13 protein-coding genes and 1 pseudogene are annotated in these 13,110 nt (G+C 59.5%); 8 read left to right on the top strand and 6 right to left on the bottom strand.

Annotation, left to right across the window (positions count from 1 at the left end; translation table 11 throughout):
* Positions 1–122 precede the first annotated feature (122 nt).
* From BDK88_RS19300 to BDK88_RS19315, 4 genes are read left to right on the top strand one after another with little or no spacing between them, the layout of a single operon-like run.
* A complete protein-coding gene (locus BDK88_RS19300) occupies positions 123–1,529 on the top strand; it encodes a metal ABC transporter substrate-binding protein (protein WP_130501781.1) in 1,407 nt (468 codons plus the stop codon).
* Positions 1,526–1,747, top strand: a complete 222-nt coding sequence (locus tag BDK88_RS19305) for a DUF7511 domain-containing protein (protein ID WP_008014840.1) — start codon at positions 1,526–1,528, stop codon at positions 1,745–1,747. The genes BDK88_RS19300 and BDK88_RS19305 overlap by 4 nt, the downstream gene beginning before the upstream one ends.
* Positions 1,744–2,511: a metal ABC transporter ATP-binding protein gene (locus BDK88_RS19310; RefSeq protein WP_130501782.1), complete on the top strand. Its 768-nt coding sequence runs from the start codon at positions 1,744–1,746 to the stop codon at positions 2,509–2,511. The genes BDK88_RS19305 and BDK88_RS19310 overlap by 4 nt, the downstream gene beginning before the upstream one ends.
* A gap of 2 nt (positions 2,512–2,513) precedes the next feature.
* Complete coding sequence (locus BDK88_RS19315) at positions 2,514–3,557, top strand: metal ABC transporter permease (RefSeq protein WP_130501783.1); 1,044 nt, start codon at positions 2,514–2,516, stop codon at positions 3,555–3,557.
* 32 nt (positions 3,558–3,589) lie between these two features.
* Here BDK88_RS19315 and BDK88_RS19320 read toward each other — a convergent pair whose 3' ends face one another.
* Together BDK88_RS19320 and BDK88_RS19325 are read right to left on the bottom strand one after the other, a co-directional pair.
* Entirely contained in the window at positions 3,590–4,795 is a 1,206-nt protein-coding gene (locus BDK88_RS19320; RefSeq protein WP_130501784.1) for a GTP-binding protein, read from the bottom strand.
* A 229-nt stretch (positions 4,796–5,024) separates the two neighbouring features.
* Entirely contained in the window at positions 5,025–6,293 is a 1,269-nt protein-coding gene (locus BDK88_RS19325; RefSeq protein WP_130501785.1) for an FAD/NAD(P)-binding protein, read from the bottom strand.
* A 104-nt stretch (positions 6,294–6,397) separates the two neighbouring features.
* On the opposite strand from BDK88_RS19325, the gene BDK88_RS19330 reads away from it, so the two are divergent.
* From BDK88_RS19330 to BDK88_RS19345, 4 genes are read left to right on the top strand one after another with little or no spacing between them, the layout of a single operon-like run.
* Positions 6,398–7,672, top strand: a complete 1,275-nt coding sequence (locus BDK88_RS19330; RefSeq protein WP_130501786.1) for a GTP-binding protein — start codon at positions 6,398–6,400, stop codon at positions 7,670–7,672.
* Complete coding sequence (locus tag BDK88_RS22565; RefSeq protein ID WP_449406711.1) at positions 7,617–7,880, top strand: DUF7511 domain-containing protein; 264 nt, start codon at positions 7,617–7,619, stop codon at positions 7,878–7,880. The genes BDK88_RS19330 and BDK88_RS22565 overlap by 56 nt, the downstream gene beginning before the upstream one ends.
* 23 nt (positions 7,881–7,903) lie before the next feature.
* Entirely contained in the window at positions 7,904–8,161 is a 258-nt protein-coding gene (locus tag BDK88_RS19340; protein ID WP_130501787.1) for a hypothetical protein, read from the top strand.
* Positions 8,158–8,355, top strand: a complete 198-nt coding sequence (locus BDK88_RS19345; RefSeq protein ID WP_130501788.1) for a 30S ribosomal protein S14 — start codon at positions 8,158–8,160, stop codon at positions 8,353–8,355. Before BDK88_RS19340 ends, BDK88_RS19345 begins: the two co-directional genes overlap by 4 nt.
* Before the next feature lie 70 nt (positions 8,356–8,425).
* Here the strand turns inward: BDK88_RS19345 and BDK88_RS19350 are convergent, their stop codons facing one another.
* The 4 genes and pseudogenes from BDK88_RS19350 to BDK88_RS19365 all read right to left on the bottom strand — a co-directional run bounded on the left by BDK88_RS19350 (position 8,426) and on the right by BDK88_RS19365 (position 12,767).
* The gene (locus tag BDK88_RS19350) at positions 8,426–10,612 is read right to left on the bottom strand and encodes a (Fe-S)-binding protein (RefSeq protein WP_130501789.1); all 2,187 of its coding nucleotides are present in this window, start codon (positions 10,610–10,612) and stop codon (positions 8,426–8,428) included.
* Between the two features lie 38 nt (positions 10,613–10,650).
* Positions 10,651–11,037, bottom strand: coding sequence for a Zn-ribbon domain-containing OB-fold protein (locus tag BDK88_RS19355; RefSeq protein WP_130501790.1), 387 nt, complete (start codon positions 11,035–11,037; stop codon positions 10,651–10,653).
* Positions 11,037–12,206 (bottom strand): thiolase C-terminal domain-containing protein, encoded by a 1,170-nt coding sequence (locus BDK88_RS19360; protein ID WP_130501791.1) that lies wholly within the window; start codon positions 12,204–12,206, stop codon positions 11,037–11,039. Before BDK88_RS19360 ends, BDK88_RS19355 begins: the two co-directional genes overlap by 1 nt.
* Positions 12,207–12,569: 363 nt before the next feature.
* Positions 12,570–12,767, bottom strand: a pseudogene (locus tag BDK88_RS19365) (hypothetical protein).
* Positions 12,768–13,110: the final 343 nt, after the last annotated feature.

The raw sequence follows: 13,110 nt of genomic DNA on the forward strand, positions 1-13,110 counted from the left end.
GGAACACTTTCAATGGTGCAGAGTACTGCTTGCTTCCAGCCGTGTAACTGAATCTTCTTTGCTATTAACTTCTGGCCAAAAATCATAGTACTTATTATCTACTTCGTCTGTGTTAACAACTGATGGCAGAACACACACGCCGACGATTCGTCACTGGTGGAATCGGAGCCGTCGCTGCAAGTGCACTTGCTGGCTGTCTGGGGGGCAGCGGACAGTCGAGCGGGACGACTGGCCAGGCGTCATTTTTCGTATTCGGTGATATCGCCTCACAGGTCGCCGGCGACGCAGCGACCGGCGAAACGCTCGTCCCGGTCGGCCAGCACGGACACGGCTGGGAGCCAGGTCCGAGGGTGCAACAGACCGTCCTCGAATCGAACCTGTTCATTCACGGAATGGAAGGGTTCCAGCCGTGGGCCGACGACATTGTCGAAACGATCGAATCCGACGGTGCGGACGTCGCTGTCGTCGATGCTAGTGCCGGTGTCCAACTCCATGAGCCTGGGCACAGCGGTGAATCGCCCCCATGGGAGTGGGCGGGACTCTATCATCTCGAGACAGGAACGTACACCTATACGTTCGAGCAGGGTCCGGACCCCCAGATGCACCTCGCCGTCCTTTCGACGGACGAGGGTGGCGACCACGGTATCCACCACGTCGAAGAGACCGCACATTCGCTCTACGAGAGCGACCACAGTTCACACACGACGGTTGAGGCTGATGGAACACTCTCTCCGTCGTCAGAGTCACTCTACACGCTCGAGTTCGCCGAAAATGGTGCAACGACATACACACTACAGGTCGAGTCAGAAGGGCACTACGTGCTATTCGCCCAGCACGTCCCTTCGGAGTTCAACGCGGCGCTGTCGAACGAGGGCGGCACGTCAGTTACACCTGAAGTAACGGAAGCGGTCGGTGGACACGACCACGGTCACGAAACGGAAGACGATCATGAGAACGAGGACGGTCACGACCACGGGCACGGACACGCAGGTGGGATGGATCCGCACTTCTGGATCGATCCGGTCCGCGCAAAGACGGCCGTAGACAACATCCAACAGGGCTTTGCGAACGTAGACAGCGAGAATTCGTCCACATATGAGCGCAATGCAACGCAGTACAAAGACAAACTTGACGACCTGCACAGTTCGCTCCAGAGTGGTCTCGAAGGGGCTTCGAAAGACGTCGTCTTCGTCGCCGGTCACAACGCGTTCGGCTATCTGGGCGCTCGCTACGGGTTCGAGGTGAAAACGCTGACGAGCATTTCTCCTGACGATCAGCCAACCCCGAGAGACATCGAACAGGCCCAGCAACTCATCAGTGAACATGACCTCCAGTACGTCTGCTCGGATCCACTGGAATCCCAGCAGGCTGCCCAACAGCTCGTTGCCGAGACTGACGCCACGGAAGTACTGCCGCTGACGTCGATTCCCGGACAGACACAGGAGTGGGCCGACAACGACTGGGGATACGTCGACGTCATGAAAAACGTCAATCTTCCCACGCTGCGGAAGGCACTCGACGCACAATGACCGGTGAGTGCGAGCCGCATCGAGGCGAGACCGACCCGGACTGGGTCGACCGTCGCGACCGTGACCAGCCACCACAACTGGCGTCGGCCGTCGTCGATCCTGTGGACGGGCCAGCGCAGCGAACGATCTACCCGCCAGACGTAGCGCCGGTCGTTCAGATGGAGCGCTGGATTACCGCACGAGACCAGGATTTCGTCGACTCCGGTGAGTGGCGATGACCGGGGCGACAGTCGAGACGGCCCCGGAAGCAGTCGTGACCGCCGACGACGTGTCGTTCGCCTTCGGCGACCGGCCCGTGGTCGACGACGTGTCACTCACAATCGAGCCGGGCACGTTTCTGGGTCTCGTTGGCCCGAATGGGTCTGGAAAAACGACGCTCGTCGAACTCATGCTTGGTCTGCGCCGCCCAGACAGCGGGCAGGTTCGGCTGTTCGGCACGCCAGCACATGAGTTTGACGACGGCGAACGGGTCGCTTACGTCGCCCAGCACGCGACGAAAGCGGCCAGTCGTATGCCAGTCACCGTCCGCGAAGCGGTCACCATGGGCCGGTACCCACACCGTCTCATCGGTCGCTTCTCTGATTCGGACCGACAGGCGATCAACGAGGCGCTCGAACGCGTGGGCCTGACCGAACTGACCGAGCGCCGTGTCGGACGGTTGTCCGGCGGCCAGCGTCAGCGCGTATTTATCGCTCGTGCGCTGGCCGCGCGAGCGGACCTGCTCGTCTTGGACGAGCCGACTGTCGGCGTCGACGCCGAGTCTCGAGACGCGTTCTACGACCTTCTCCGCGACCTCAACGCAACCGGAATCACCATCGTCCTCATCGAACACGATATCGGTGTCGTCACCACGCACGCCACCGAGATCGCCTGTATCAACCGGAAACTGCACTTCCACGGCGACCCCGAGACGTTCGCCGAGACGAACGCACTGGCCGACGCATACGGTGACGGGCGGGCCGTCCTCGAGCATGATCACTGACCATGTTCGAGATGACCTCCCTGTTGACGCTGAAGCTGTTCGCGTTCGCACCGTTCAATTGGTTCCTTGAAGACGCGTACGGGGCGTTCATGGAGGCGCTCGCGAAAGCGCTTGGCCTTCCGGTACTCGAATATGCGTTCATGCAGCGTGCGTATCTCGCTGCGATCTGTATCGGTGTCATCGGCCCGCTGGTCGGCACGTTCCTCGTTCACCGAGAAATGTCGATGATCGCGGACACTCTCGCACACACGGCCTTTGCCGGTGTCGCCGTCGGCCTGTTCGTCAACAATGCCCTGTCGCTGTCACTGTCGCCTATCCACAGCGCGCTCGTCGTCGCTATTGGAACAGCGCTGCTCGTAGAACTGCTGGTCCAGTACGGAGACGTCACGACGGACACTTCACTGGCGATGATCTTGACCGGGGGCTTCGCACTGGGAAGCGTGCTTATCACGGCGACCGACGGCGGCATCGCGGTCGGCATCGACGCGTACCTCTTCGGATCGCTCGCGACAGTGTCGAGGGCAAGTGTGGGCCTTTTGGTCCTCATGACCGGTCTTGTTTCTGTGGCGGTCGTGATCACTTATCGACCGCTGCTGTACGTCACCTTCGACGCGACTGCAGCACGGGCAGCCGGTATCAGCGTCGTATGGTACAACCGGCTGATGGTCGTCCTGACCGCGCTCGTCGTCGTCAGCGCGATGCAGGTCATGGGCGTCATCCTCGTCGCCGCGATGCTCGTCATTCCGGTCGCAACGGCTGACAGTGCCCGCAGTTTCAAGCGATCGATACTTGTGGGCGTCCTCGTGGCCGAAGTCACTGTCATCACCGGTGTTACGCTCTCGTATCAGTACGGGATCGCAGCAGGCGGAACCATCGTCCTCACAGGAATTGGACTCTACGTGCTGTCGTTGGGTGGTCGTCGGCTCGGACTTCAAACGCGAGCGTGGCTCCGTATCGGCCGTCCCGGCGAACTGTTTACGCGTGTAATCGACAACACTGCCAGTGAACCGAAAGCCGACGGGGGGACCGAAGACGAGGAACGATAAATCGCACAGGGCCGCCGCAAAAAGAAGCCGACCTAGTCGTCCGCGAGTGCGAGTTCCCGTTCTTCGACTCCAAACGGATCGGGGTATGTACTCCAGTCTTCGTCCATTTCCGTGTCGCTGAGCAGACAGTCCTCGAGCCACGCCTTCATTTCAGTTGCCTCGAAGTTACGACCGATGAAGACGAGTTTGGCACCGCGATCTCCCCACTGGTCGTCCCACTCGTCTTCACGGCCAGGGGTTGCTTGGAGGTAGCGCTGTTGTTGCTGCTTTGGAAGCGTTACGATCCACTGTCCTTGGGGGCCAGCTCGTACCGACTGGCCTGCTTTGTCAAGGCCCATCGCAACGTCTTCACGGCCAGCTGACCAGAAGAACCCCTTCGCACGAATGATAGCCGACGGAAGGTTCCGCAGGAGGTCTGCGAATCGCTCAGGGTGGAACGGGCGATCTGCCCGGAAGACGAACGATTCGACGCCGTGCTCCTCCGCGGCGGCGTCATGATGGTGTCCCCCTTGGAGTTCGTGTTTCCAGCCAGCGGAGTTTTGCGCCTCCTCGAAATCGAACCGCCCCGTATCGAGAATTTCCCCTGGATCGACACGCCCGAACTCGGTGCGGACGAGTTTCGCACGCGGTTGCAGCGCCTTCAGGACAGCCTCAATTTCATCAAGGTCCGCGCTGGGGACAAGATCGCACTTATTGAGCAAGAGAACGTCGCAGAACTCGATCTGGTCGAGCAGCACTTCTTCGGGCACGCGATCGGTCCCGGCGGCCGGTTCGTCGCTCGTGAGCGCTTTCCCGGAATCGAATCCCTTGTACATCGCGTGGGCGTCGACGACCGATACCATCGTGTCGAGGTGGTAGTCGTCGGTGGGATCGTACTCCGTATCCTCGAAGCCGAGCGCGAACGTTTGCGCGACAGGGATCGGCTCCGAGATGCCGGATGACTCGACGAGGAGGTAGTCGAACTCGCGGTTCTCGACCAGCTCGCCGACGGCGTCGAGCATATCGCCGCGGAGCCGACAGCAGATGCAGCCGTTAGACATCTCGATGACCTCTTCGTCAGCCTGTGAGAGTTCCGACTGTTGTTCGATGTGTTCGACGTCGATATTGACGTCGCCCATGTCGTTGACGAGGACAGCGACCTCGTGACCGTGATCTTCGGTCAGGACGTGGTTGAGTGTGGTCGTCTTGCCGGCACCGAGCGCACCTGATAGCACGGTTACTGGGATGGTATCGCTCATCGAGAGGTAGTTATGAACTATGGGTACTAAATTGTTAGTCATTCATTGTGATATCCGCAGACCTAATAACACCCATTACATTTTAATACTGTCTGTGATATATGACGGTCATCAGCGTCTTAATGCCGGACAGACTGATAACTGAACTCGAACATTCATCGGGGAACACGTATACAGCAGCTGAGGCGAACGGAATCGAACACGTTCGTCGCCGCCAGACTGTGGTGAGTCAATCGGACACGTCCGTTTCGTGAACCGATTCGCTCGTACCCCCTGCTCCAGAACGGTGAAGACGTCGCGTGATGGCTGCCGTAATCCGATCGCCGGCTCGTCTAGCTCCCGGAATGTTGGGTGCGTACGGACCGACGGACCCGAGAGCAAGCGCCCCGGAGACATATAACGGAACAAATCGTTCGTCGTCGCGCTGCCAAGCGAGCGTGTCGTCGTCAAGAACGGGCATCTCTCGATAGCCACGAGATAGTCCAAGTTCGTCAGCAATTCGGTCGATGAGGGGGTGATCGAATACCGGTTCGAATCCAGTCGCGAGGACGACGCGGTCTCCGAGTAACTGCAACCCGTGGCCTAGGGAGAGCCGAACCGATTCGTCTTCTTCCGCCGCTAAGTCGACTTCTCCCTGTGTGAGTGTGAGCACGCCGTCGTCGATTCGGTTCTCGAACTCGGCGTAGAGATACGGCGGAACCGTCGCGGTGTGTCGAGCATCCAAAATTACGTCGAGTCGGTCGCTCGAGCCCGGCGGATGGACGTGGAGGTTCCGCTCGACGTACGACCAGTTAATCCACGGCGGATCCGCCTCTGAGACCTCCCACTCGAGCGGGTGTCGTGAGAGCAGGGCTACCGACTGCGTCTCGCTCAACGTACACGCGAGTTGCGCGGCCGTGATGCCACCGCCGACAACGATGGTTCGGTCGACCGAAGCGTTAGGATCGAACCCATCCCACACGTGTTCGACGCCGTCGAGACCGGCCGCCCAGTTGGGCCACCGATACCGATTGCCGTGGCCGATCGCCAGAACGCAATGGTCGGTGTCGAGTGGTCCCGCAGTCGTCTCGAGCCGAAGTCCCGTCGCGCCGGGCAGTTCGTGAATAGCGTCGACGGCGGCCCGACGATGCAACGATTCGAGGTCCTTCCGTTTGATCACATACTCTGAATGATCAAGAAAAAGATCAAGTGATGGCCGCGGCGGGTAGTCGACCGTCTGGACGAGTTCATCTCCCCGATCGTTCGCTTCGGCAAAGCTCTCAAGACCAAACGGCTCGGTTCCGACGTGGTGAACGAACGTCGATCGGAGCGCTTCCATGCCACAGGCTCTCGCCTTCTCGCGGAACGACGCCAGCAATCGGTCGTGGGGATCGACGATGAGAACGTCGGACCTATTGACGGGAGTGTCTTCGAGGAGCCGCTGGGCGAGATACGTTCCGTGGATTCCTCCCCCGACGATGATACAGCCGAATTTCCGGGTTGAGTTGCATGTCGTCATACGAGGTTCGTCGCGTCGGTGTCCGAACATAATCTGCGACTGTTAATAAGTTCTTCTCATAGAGTGATAACTTATATTACTATGTGGGTTGATGTTGTCAACACATGGACGAGCAGACAATCCCCGTGACAGTTCTTTCCGGAACGCTCGGTGCCGGCAAGACGACGACACTCAATCACATACTGCGCGAGAGCGGTGACCGAGATCTCGCCGTACTCGTCAACGATATGGGCGACGTCAACGTCGACGCGGACCTCGTCGCCGAATCATCTGATATCTCGGCGGACGAAGAGGAGCTGATCGAACTCTCGAACGGCTGTATCTGCTGCGAACTGCGTGGTGACCTGCTTGACGCGATCAGCGGACTCACACGCGATCGGGAGTTCGATGCGATCGTGGTTGAGTCGACGGGCGTCGCCGAACCACTACCTGTCGCGCAAACGCTGACGCTTGGATTCGATCAGTCGGATCTCGATCCCACTGAGTTCTACGAGGAGACAGGTATCGAGCCGCTCGAGAACTGTCACCTCGATACGACGGTGACGGTCGTCGACGCCCACCAGTTCAACGAGGCGATGCAGTCGGACGAGATCCTCGACGATGACGGGACGAAGAAACACCTCGGTGACCTGCTCGTCGAACAGGTGGAGTTCTGTGATATCCTCCTGTTGAACAAGTGTGACCTCGTCGACGAGGCGACACTCGACGAGATCGAAGAGACCCTAGAGATCCTCCAGCCCCGCGCCGAGATCGTCCGAACGACCCATGGTCGGGTAGACGTCGATGCGGTGGTAGACACTGGGAGGTTCGACTTCGAGGAAGCAAGCCAATCAGCCGGCTGGATGCAGGAGCTCCAAGCTCCGCATGAATCGGCCGAAGAAGAACACGGCGTGACCTCGTTTGTCTTCGAGGCGCGGCGTCCCTTCCATCCTGAGCGGTTCGCTGAACTACTTGACGCGTTCCCCGAGAACGTCGTCCGATCCAAGGGCCACTTCTGGCTCGCCGGGCGCGAAGCGATGGCGCTCATGTTGAACGTCGCTGGACAGTCGATTCGGGTCGCACCCGCTGGGAATTGGATCGCAACCCTCCCGCCAGAGGAACGCGACGAACAGCTCGAAGCGTACCCCGAACTCCAAGAGATGTGGGACGACCAGTGGGGCGACCGCGGCAGTCAACTAGTGTTGATCGGTACCGAGATTGACCACGAGTCGATCCGTGAACATCTCGAGCGCTGTCTGCTCACCGACGAGGAGATGGACGCCGACTGGGAGACGTTCAACGATCGTTTCCCGACGTTTGAGCCACCCGAAGATGCTAACGGAGATGGGGCAGAGAACCCCGAACACGACGGCCAAGAAGAGATCGGAATCGCGGATTAAGCGACAATACCTGACTGACCACGTGACCGATACGAGATTCACATCGTCGGCCGAGCACCCGGCACCGGAGTGCTGTGCGATCATTGAATCGATGGATTCGGGTCCGAACCTGTGTACAATCTACTCGATCTCGCCCGAGGACTCGCTGGTGACAGCGTGGATTTCGGCTCACGAAGGATCGTATTGCACCCTCGAGGACGCACGATAACTGACCAGAGAACCTACTGAACGATGGCTACGACATTCCAAACGGCAGTCAAGAAGAACGTTTCATCAACGCAACGGTACAAGGCGATCGATTCGCTCGTTCGAGCGAGAGAGGCGACGAACCTCGGAATTATCGTCCGAATGGGCGGTCTCCGCGGTGAGTTCCGTCGACACGCACTCAACGGTTTAGCCGACTGTAATGCCATGACGACTCTCGAGGAACTCTCCGAGGACACGACGGTCGAACCCTCATTGAGACGGAAAGCGGAGGAGTTGATATGACCAATGGATCGTCGATCGACCCTAAAAGTAAAGCAAATGACAGTATCGGCGCGAACAGCGGACGTACCGGAAACCAACGCGTCTGCAGAGACACTGGCCGAGAACAGGGCTTGATCGGCAAGTACGATATCTGGCTGTGTCGGCAGTCGTTTCGAGAGATGGCCCGCGACATGGGTTTTCGAAAGTACGACTGACCGATCAATAGCGGATCTTTTGAATTGACATTCTCATCCGCATTCACGCGGAGAAGGATGTCAAAGCTTCTTAGTCCGTGGCGACCTCGACCTTCGCTTCGTCCGTTTTGCCGATGGCTTCGACGATGAGCTCAGCGACATCGACGATTTCGATGTCGTCCTCGTAGCCGCCGGTCTTGCGGCCGTCCTCGTACATCGTCATGCACATCGGACAGGCGACGACGAACTTCTCGACGCCGCTGCCGGCGTCAGTATCCTCGAGCGCCTCACGAATGCGCTCCTCACTTGGTTTTGGCTCCTCTTCGAAGTCCATCCAGAGGCCACCGCCACCGCCACCGCAGCAGAAGGAGTTAGCGCGGTTGCGGGGCATCTCGTCTAACGTACAGCCCGTGGCTGTGATGAGTTCTCGCGGAGCCTCGTACTCGTCGTTGTACCGGCCGAGATGACACGGATCGTGGTAGGTGACCGTGTAGTCAAGTTCCGTCCCCGACAGCTCGAGGTGGCCCTCGGAGACGAGTTCCTCAACGGCCTGCGTCCAGTGGAGGACGTCGATCTCGCCGTCTGCGTTCCACTGTTCGTCGTACTCGAAGGGCATCATCGGGTCGTCGGCGAACTCCTCGAAGTCGACCTCGGGATACTCGTTTTTGAAGGTGTTGTAGGAGTGGGGGTCCGTACAGACGATCGTATCGAACTCGCAGTCTTCCCAGGTCTCGACGTGGTGGCCGGCGAGTTCGATGTAGAGAAACTCCTCGCCGACGCGACGGATGTCGTTGCCGTCGAATTTCTCGTCGTCGAAGAGGATGCCGAAGCTGACGTCGGCTTCCTTCAAAATCGTGGCCAGCGAGCGCGCGACCTGCTTGTTACGCTCATCGTAGCTGGGGAAGTCACCGACGTACCAGAGGTAGTCGACTTCCTCCTCGCGGGCGTCGGCCACGTCGAACTCGAGCTCCTCAGTCCAGTCGCCGCGATTGCGGGGTGAGTCGCCGAAGGTATTGCCGTTTTGCATGACGTTCTGGAAGACATCCTGCATGCTCGAGTCGATGTCACCCTGATCGGTGAGCTGGCGGTTGAGCCGGGTAAAGCTCTTGAGGTGCTCGATCTCGACGGGACAGGCGTCCATACAGGCCATACAGGCCATACAGGACTCCATCGTCTCGGCGTTGATCACCGAGGTGCCGCCGTCGGCGACAATCGGCTGGTCCTCCCCGCCGGCCTCGAGGTCTTCGCGGTAGGATTTCAGGTCGAGGATGACGTTCCGCGGGTCGAGCGGGCGGTCGGAAGCTTTGGCGGGACAGACCGAGGAACACCGGCCACACTTGGTACAGGCGTCCTGATCGAGCAGTTCTTTCCAGGTGAAGTCGTCGATGGATTCGGCGTTGGTCGCGTCCAGATCCGAAGGAACGTTCGGGAGGCGCTGGCCCGCTTTCTCATCCCGGGTGACAACGTTGGCAAAGGACGAAAGCATGTGGAACGGCTTGGCGTAGGGGATCCACGCGATGAAGAAGAAGGCGACCAGCGAGTGAGTCCACCACGCGAGCCAGTGAAGATTCTCGACGTTGAGCCCAGCCCCGTTGAGCCCGGCCTGCTCGGGACCCAGCGTCGCCAGCCCGAGCGCGTCGAAGCCAAGTGCCATCCCGTAGGCGACGAAGCTGACGACCTCGTGGTCAGGAATCCCGGCGCTGTAGACGCGCAGTCCCTCGAGCAGGAAGCCACCGATGCCGAGGGCGAACAGCGTCCAGATGAACAGATCGTCCTCAGCGGAGGTGTGGCGGTCCCAGAGACGGTGGTTGCGGACCCAGTAGCGCCGGTAGAGGGCCATGCCGATGCCGACGACGAACAGCAGGCCCATCGCGTCGACCATGAACTGGTAGGCGAGATAGAAGTCACCATTCCAAAACGAGAGGCCGAGGAGTTTCTTCGCGGCATACTCTTCGACCATCAGGATGGAGGTCGCGATAAACAACGTCAGGAACCCCCAGAGGATAAACGAGTGCATCAAGCCGCCGTAGAGGTCTCTGTTGAACTGCTTTTCGTTCGAAAGCACGATCTTGGCCGCGCTTACGACACGGCGTTGTAGATCGTCGAGCCGAGGGAACGACTCCCCGTCACCCTGCGTGTACCGAGCGAACCGTCGGTAGACACCGTAAGTGAAGACGGCAACCGTGACGAACGCAAGGAAGTAAAACACCGCATACTCGACGCTGGTGATTCCCCAGTACGTTTCCCTTGCGACATCGGTCTGTGCTATGAGGTTCATGTGACAAATACAGAACTGATTATTTCTTACAGCTAGTCTTACTCCGTTGGACGGAAGACGATCGTTCGTTCGTCTGCCGTCTCGTTGGATTCGACGGTCGCGGTGACGTGATCGCCGATCGCAACGTCTTCTTGAGCGATGCCTCGCACGACACCCGTGAGTCGGACGCCGTCGAAGTCGGCGACAGCGGTGACGTAGGGTGCGTCGTCCTCGAACTGCGGCGTCGGCACGAACACGGTCGTGTGCGTGACGATCTCGCCGGACTTCGGGAGGTCCCGCTCCGTGAGCTCGCGGTCGCCACAGTGTGGGCAGGCACGCCGTGGCGGCAGCAGGCCGTGCTCGTTCTCGCAGACGAGATAATAGCCCTCGCCCTCGGCGAGCGCGTCAAGGAACGCGTCGTACTCGCCGTTGGTCACGTCAGTCATTACTCCATCACCTCCAGAACGTGAACGGTCGCACTGGCAACCGTCCCACCGGCGTTCTGGGCAACGCCGACCGTCGCGTCGTCGTCGACGGCGTCGGCACGCGGATGCGTGCCATCGAGCAGCGTCGCGATGGCCGCCACCTGGGCGGCACCGGTCGCACCCACCGGATGGCCCTTCGCTTTCAGGCCGCCCGAGAGGTTCACCGGCAGCTCACCATCCCGGCGCGTCTCGCCACGGCGGGCCGCTCCGATCGCCTCACCGTGACTGTAGAGCCCAAGCGCCTCGAGCGCCAGCACTTCCGCGATGGTAAAGCAGTCGTGGACCTCTGCGATGGCGATGTCGCTGGGCTCGATGCCGGCGTCATCGTAGGCTTCCCCAGCGGCGTCGCGGGTTGCAGGCGTCCGCGAGAGCGACTGGCGATCGTGCAGCGCCATCGTATCGCCGCCGTGGCCGGCTCCGGTGATCGCAACGTTGGCGTCAAGGCCGTGCTCGTCGGCGTACTCCGGCGAGGTCAACACGAGCGCGGATGCCCCGTCACTGATCGGACAGGAGTCATAGAGTGTGAAGGGAGATGCGATTTCGGGCGCGCCGAGTGCGTCCTCGACCGTGATCTCTTGCTGGAGGTGTGCGTGGTCGTTGACCAGCGCGTTGTCGTGGTTTTTAACCGCGATGTGAGCCAGATCCTCGTGGCTCCCGCCGTACTCGTCGAAGTAGGCACGTGCCATCAGCGCGTACGCGCCGGGGAAGGTGACGCCCGACCGGACTTCGTAGAGATCATCGGCTGCGCCGGCCAGTCCTTTGGTCGCCCCGGCCGTCCCCATGTTCGTCATCCGTTCCATGCCACCGGCAACGACGACGTCAGCCTCGCCGCTTCTGATCGCACGGACGGCGTCACGCACCGCGACCCCGCTCGAGGCACACGCGCTTTCGATTCGGCGCGAGGGAGCAGTCGTCCCGAGCGCTTCTGCCATGAGCGGTCCCTGGTGGCCTTGCCCTTCCGAGAGGGTGCCGACGAAATTGCCGTAAAAGAGTTCATCAACGTCCGCAGCAGGGACACCTGCGTCCTCGAGAGCGGCGAGGCCGGCCTCTGCGAACATGTCTCTTCCCGTCCGGTCGGGATGCGATCCAAACGACGTCATACCTGTCCCCGTAAGAGCTACATCCGACATTAGCTACCAATGTTAAGTTCCCGTCTGCTACATATAACAGTGTCGGATAATGGGTCAGTGATCAAAGACACTGGACACACTGGGGTGGGGGAGTATGTGTTTCTCTCAGCGTGTGCCTTTGACTGGGAATCGGGAAGAAATTGATAATGAGGACATCGGATATATCATATGTCGCGTGATCCGCTGCGCGCGACATTATCCGATCACTCCCACCCCTCAGTCTATCCGGTGCTGATCTTTGTCCTCGATCCACCGGACGTACCGCTTTTCGGTACTCGAGACACACCGTGTGCAGAATGAATCGCTCAAGGTCACGCCACGAGATACTCGATCTATTTTATTTATTACTTGAGATGTTCGGTGTCATTGTTCGAGTAGCTCAGTGTCGGGATTCGCACTGTCTGGTCCAGCGACGGCTTTCGCACGCTCGAGCTCACAGAGCTCTCGCTGAGCCTACCGTTCGAGTAGTTCGGCTCGCAGACAGCGTTCACGAGCGTTGTCGACATCGTCCTCACCACCGACCGTGAAACGCGTGCCACGGTGATCGATCTGCTCGATCATCAGTGCCGATCCCCGGCTTTGTCCACTGCAGCATCTCGAGCGTCGGCTTGGAGGTGCTCGTAGTGAAAAGCGTGTCTGGTGGGGACACCATGCTGCAAGTGTTCTCTACTCTGGATTTCTAGATCATTTAGCAACAATCGAACAAAAGCAACGGTATAACATAGACACCACCCTGCAAGTGTTTTCTCTGCTAAGACGCGCTAAAGTGCCCCATTTGGGGCGATTTTAAACCACGCAGTTTTGGAAGATATTCAGCCTACCTGATCTGTAGAATACAGAGCCTATAGAAGAATAGGGCTCACTGGGACACCACCCTGCAAGTGTTCTTGATGTACATTAGGAC

The sequence above is a fragment of the Natrinema hispanicum genome (assembly GCF_004217335.1).
Taxonomy (GTDB): domain Archaea; phylum Halobacteriota; class Halobacteria; order Halobacteriales; family Natrialbaceae; genus Natrinema; species Natrinema hispanicum.

Bases quoted from the DNA above. Each gene is read 5' to 3' on its own strand.
- BDK88_RS19300 (WP_130501781.1), top strand. From the start codon at position 123: ATGGCAGAACACACACGCCGACGATTCGTCACTGGTGGAATCGGAGCC.
- BDK88_RS19305 (WP_008014840.1), top strand. From the start codon at position 1,526: ATGACCGGTGAGTGCGAGCCGCATCGAGGCGAGACCGACCCGGACTGG.
- BDK88_RS19310 (WP_130501782.1), top strand. From the start codon at position 1,744: ATGACCGGGGCGACAGTCGAGACGGCCCCGGAAGCAGTCGTGACCGCC.
- BDK88_RS19315 (WP_130501783.1), top strand. From the start codon at position 2,514: ATGTTCGAGATGACCTCCCTGTTGACGCTGAAGCTGTTCGCGTTCGCA.
- BDK88_RS19320 (WP_130501784.1), bottom strand. From the start codon at position 4,795: ATGAGCGATACCATCCCAGTAACCGTGCTATCAGGTGCGCTCGGTGCC.
- BDK88_RS19325 (WP_130501785.1), bottom strand. From the start codon at position 6,293: ATGACGACATGCAACTCAACCCGGAAATTCGGCTGTATCATCGTCGGG.
- BDK88_RS19330 (WP_130501786.1), top strand. From the start codon at position 6,398: ATGGACGAGCAGACAATCCCCGTGACAGTTCTTTCCGGAACGCTCGGT.
- BDK88_RS22565 (WP_449406711.1), top strand. From the start codon at position 7,617: ATGGGGCAGAGAACCCCGAACACGACGGCCAAGAAGAGATCGGAATCG.
- BDK88_RS19340 (WP_130501787.1), top strand. From the start codon at position 7,904: ATGGCTACGACATTCCAAACGGCAGTCAAGAAGAACGTTTCATCAACG.
- BDK88_RS19345 (WP_130501788.1), top strand. From the start codon at position 8,158: ATGACCAATGGATCGTCGATCGACCCTAAAAGTAAAGCAAATGACAGT.
- BDK88_RS19350 (WP_130501789.1), bottom strand. From the start codon at position 10,612: ATGAACCTCATAGCACAGACCGATGTCGCAAGGGAAACGTACTGGGGA.
- BDK88_RS19355 (WP_130501790.1), bottom strand. From the start codon at position 11,037: ATGACTGACGTGACCAACGGCGAGTACGACGCGTTCCTTGACGCGCTC.
- BDK88_RS19360 (WP_130501791.1), bottom strand. From the start codon at position 12,206: ATGTCGGATGTAGCTCTTACGGGGACAGGTATGACGTCGTTTGGATCG.